The organism is Nosocomiicoccus sp. HMSC09A07, from assembly GCF_001808485.1.
In the GTDB taxonomy this organism is placed as follows: Bacteria; Bacillota; Bacilli; order Staphylococcales; family Salinicoccaceae; genus Nosocomiicoccus; species Nosocomiicoccus ampullae_A.
Genome location: NZ_KV793628.1, coordinates 402 through 2,601 on the forward strand (window position 1 = coordinate 402; position 2,200 = coordinate 2,601).

The window sequence follows — 2,200 nt, forward strand, 5'->3', positions numbered from 1 at the left end:
TTATAGTTAATGTTAATGTGCCTATAAGAATAATCCTAGACTTATCATTCTTTTTATTTTTATAAAAATAAGTTATAACTCCAATTAGATTAAGTATTATGAAAAAGTATATAATTAAGAATACATTATAAGTTAACATTTATATCCCTCTTTTTATTTTAAATGATATAATTTATTATAATAAATCAATTTAATTAATCAATTGAATGGAGAATGCTTATGAAAAAAATACTATTAATTTTCTCAATACTTGTTTCATCTTATATCTTTTTAGAAGTACAAAACGCTAAGGCAAGTGTAGATGAACTAGGATATCAAGTAGAATACAAAACAGCAGAAAACATTGACTTTGATAAAAGTGATGTTTTTGTTGTTTTGATTGAAGAAAATAGACTTGATATTAATAAGTCTATTTATGCTGTTTACGAAAGAAAAGAAATAGAAAAATTTGAAAACGATTCTTTCAATACATTAGGTGAGGATGAGGGATTTACTACTTATTCTGCTAAAAAACCTCCTACAAATTTTTCAAACTATTATTCTAGTGGGTCATGGATAACTAGATCGGGAAAAATTTCTTTATCCTTATATCCAAAAAATATTGCCTATGCTAAACCAAGTAATGCTATCGTCCGAGCTCATTATGTCAAATATAGATGGGATACTGTTTATAACAAATATAAAAATAATAGTAGATGGAAAAATACTGCAAGTATGAAAGCACAGTTAAATTGTCATGCTGACTATGCAAAAGGGCTAAAAACTCCATGGAATTTAGAACCGTGGAGAAAACAGACTAATTATGCAATAGTATTAAGACATTCTTGTAATGCTCCAAATTAATATAAAATAGATTAGATGATATTTTATTTACGCATACGTCAAAGCATCTCGTAACGGTATTGAAAATCTGCGTAGCACACGGAGTGCTTGGACTTGTAATACATAAGTGAAGAGATGCTAGTATGCAAAGTAAATAAATGTCAATCGAAACACGAAAAATAAGAGTGAGTGAAAACGAACGAATCAAAGAAACGCATTAGCGTTTCTTCAATGCCTTTATACAACAAAAACTTCCTAAAATAGATGTTTATTAACGGTACACAATTAAAGTGTAAAAACATATTAATTATATAGATAAAAAGGGAAACTACTCTTAAAAAAGATATAAGACACTCAAATTTAAAGTACATAAAACGATTTAATATAATATATATATACATAGATAATTATACCGAGTAAATGAACTATAAAACACTTAAAAACAGGCTAATTATAATCTCTAAGTAAAAACGTTCATATAACGGTCGTTTTATGTACTTATATAAACTTAATAATTGCCCTTTTCATTAATAAATATTAAAATATAATCAGTAAGTATGACTTTCTGAAAATAAGAATTGTATCTATTTTTTAGTACTAAAGGAGAATGAATTATATGAAAACAACTTTTAAGCAGGAGAAGACTATTAAACCTGTAAAATCAACAGTTAAAAAACGTGGACAAATTACAATCCCAAAAAAACATAGAGAAGCATTAGACTTACATGAAGATGATCAAGTAGAAGTAAGTATTGAAAATGGGAGACTTATTATGCAACCTGTCATAACCATCGCAAAAGATCAATCATGGTTTTGGTCTCCCGAATGGCAAAAAGGAGAAAAAGAAGCAGAAGAAAATATTTCTAATAATGAAGTTAAATCTTTTAATAATGTGAACGATGCTATCTCGTTCCTGCGTTCAGGTAAAAATTAATTTATGTACCAATTAGATATTACAAAACGCTTTAAAAGAGCATACGATAAATTAGATTCAAATATTCAAGATGAAGTTGATGAAGCAATTAAAGCATTGATAAAAGGTCGACCTTATCCAAGATCTTTAAGAGTAAAAAAGATGAAAGGACATAAATCAATCTTCGAAGCCTCACCTACTATGTCAATACGTATGACCTTTCAATACAATAATCCTGATTATATTGTATTACGTAATGTAGGTAGTCATGACATTACTTTATCTAAGCCTTAATAACTTTTAAAATTAGAAACAAAAAATATTTTATAAAACTAATAAAGAAATCGATATTAATGGGAATCAATTAAATAAACAATTTAATAATTAACGTTATATGAAGATGATAGATATAATGGTAGATATCGTAAAAGGGGAAATATTTAATTTAGAAGTCGAATAGCTTGA

At 26.9% G+C, this 2,200-nt stretch carries 3 protein-coding genes; all 3 read left to right on the forward strand.

All coding sequences use genetic code 11. From position 1 onward, the window contains the following. Positions 1-219 precede the first annotated feature (219 nt). The 3 genes from HMPREF3177_RS08385 (at position 220) to HMPREF3177_RS02725 (ending at position 2,029) form a co-directional block, all read left to right on the forward strand. Positions 220-843 carry a DUF2599 domain-containing protein gene (locus HMPREF3177_RS08385; RefSeq protein ID WP_168161303.1) on the forward strand — a complete coding sequence of 208 codons (624 nt, stop codon included), beginning with the start codon at positions 220-222 and terminating at the stop codon, positions 841-843. A 595-nt stretch (positions 844-1,438) separates the two neighbouring features. After that, a complete protein-coding gene (locus HMPREF3177_RS02720) occupies positions 1,439-1,756 on the forward strand; it encodes an AbrB/MazE/SpoVT family DNA-binding domain-containing protein (RefSeq protein WP_070456992.1) in 318 nt (105 codons plus the stop codon). Between the two features lie 3 nt (positions 1,757-1,759). Further along, positions 1,760-2,029: a type II toxin-antitoxin system RelE/ParE family toxin gene (locus tag HMPREF3177_RS02725; RefSeq protein WP_070456994.1), complete on the forward strand. Its 270-nt coding sequence runs from the start codon at positions 1,760-1,762 to the stop codon at positions 2,027-2,029. Positions 2,030-2,200 lie beyond the last annotated feature (171 nt).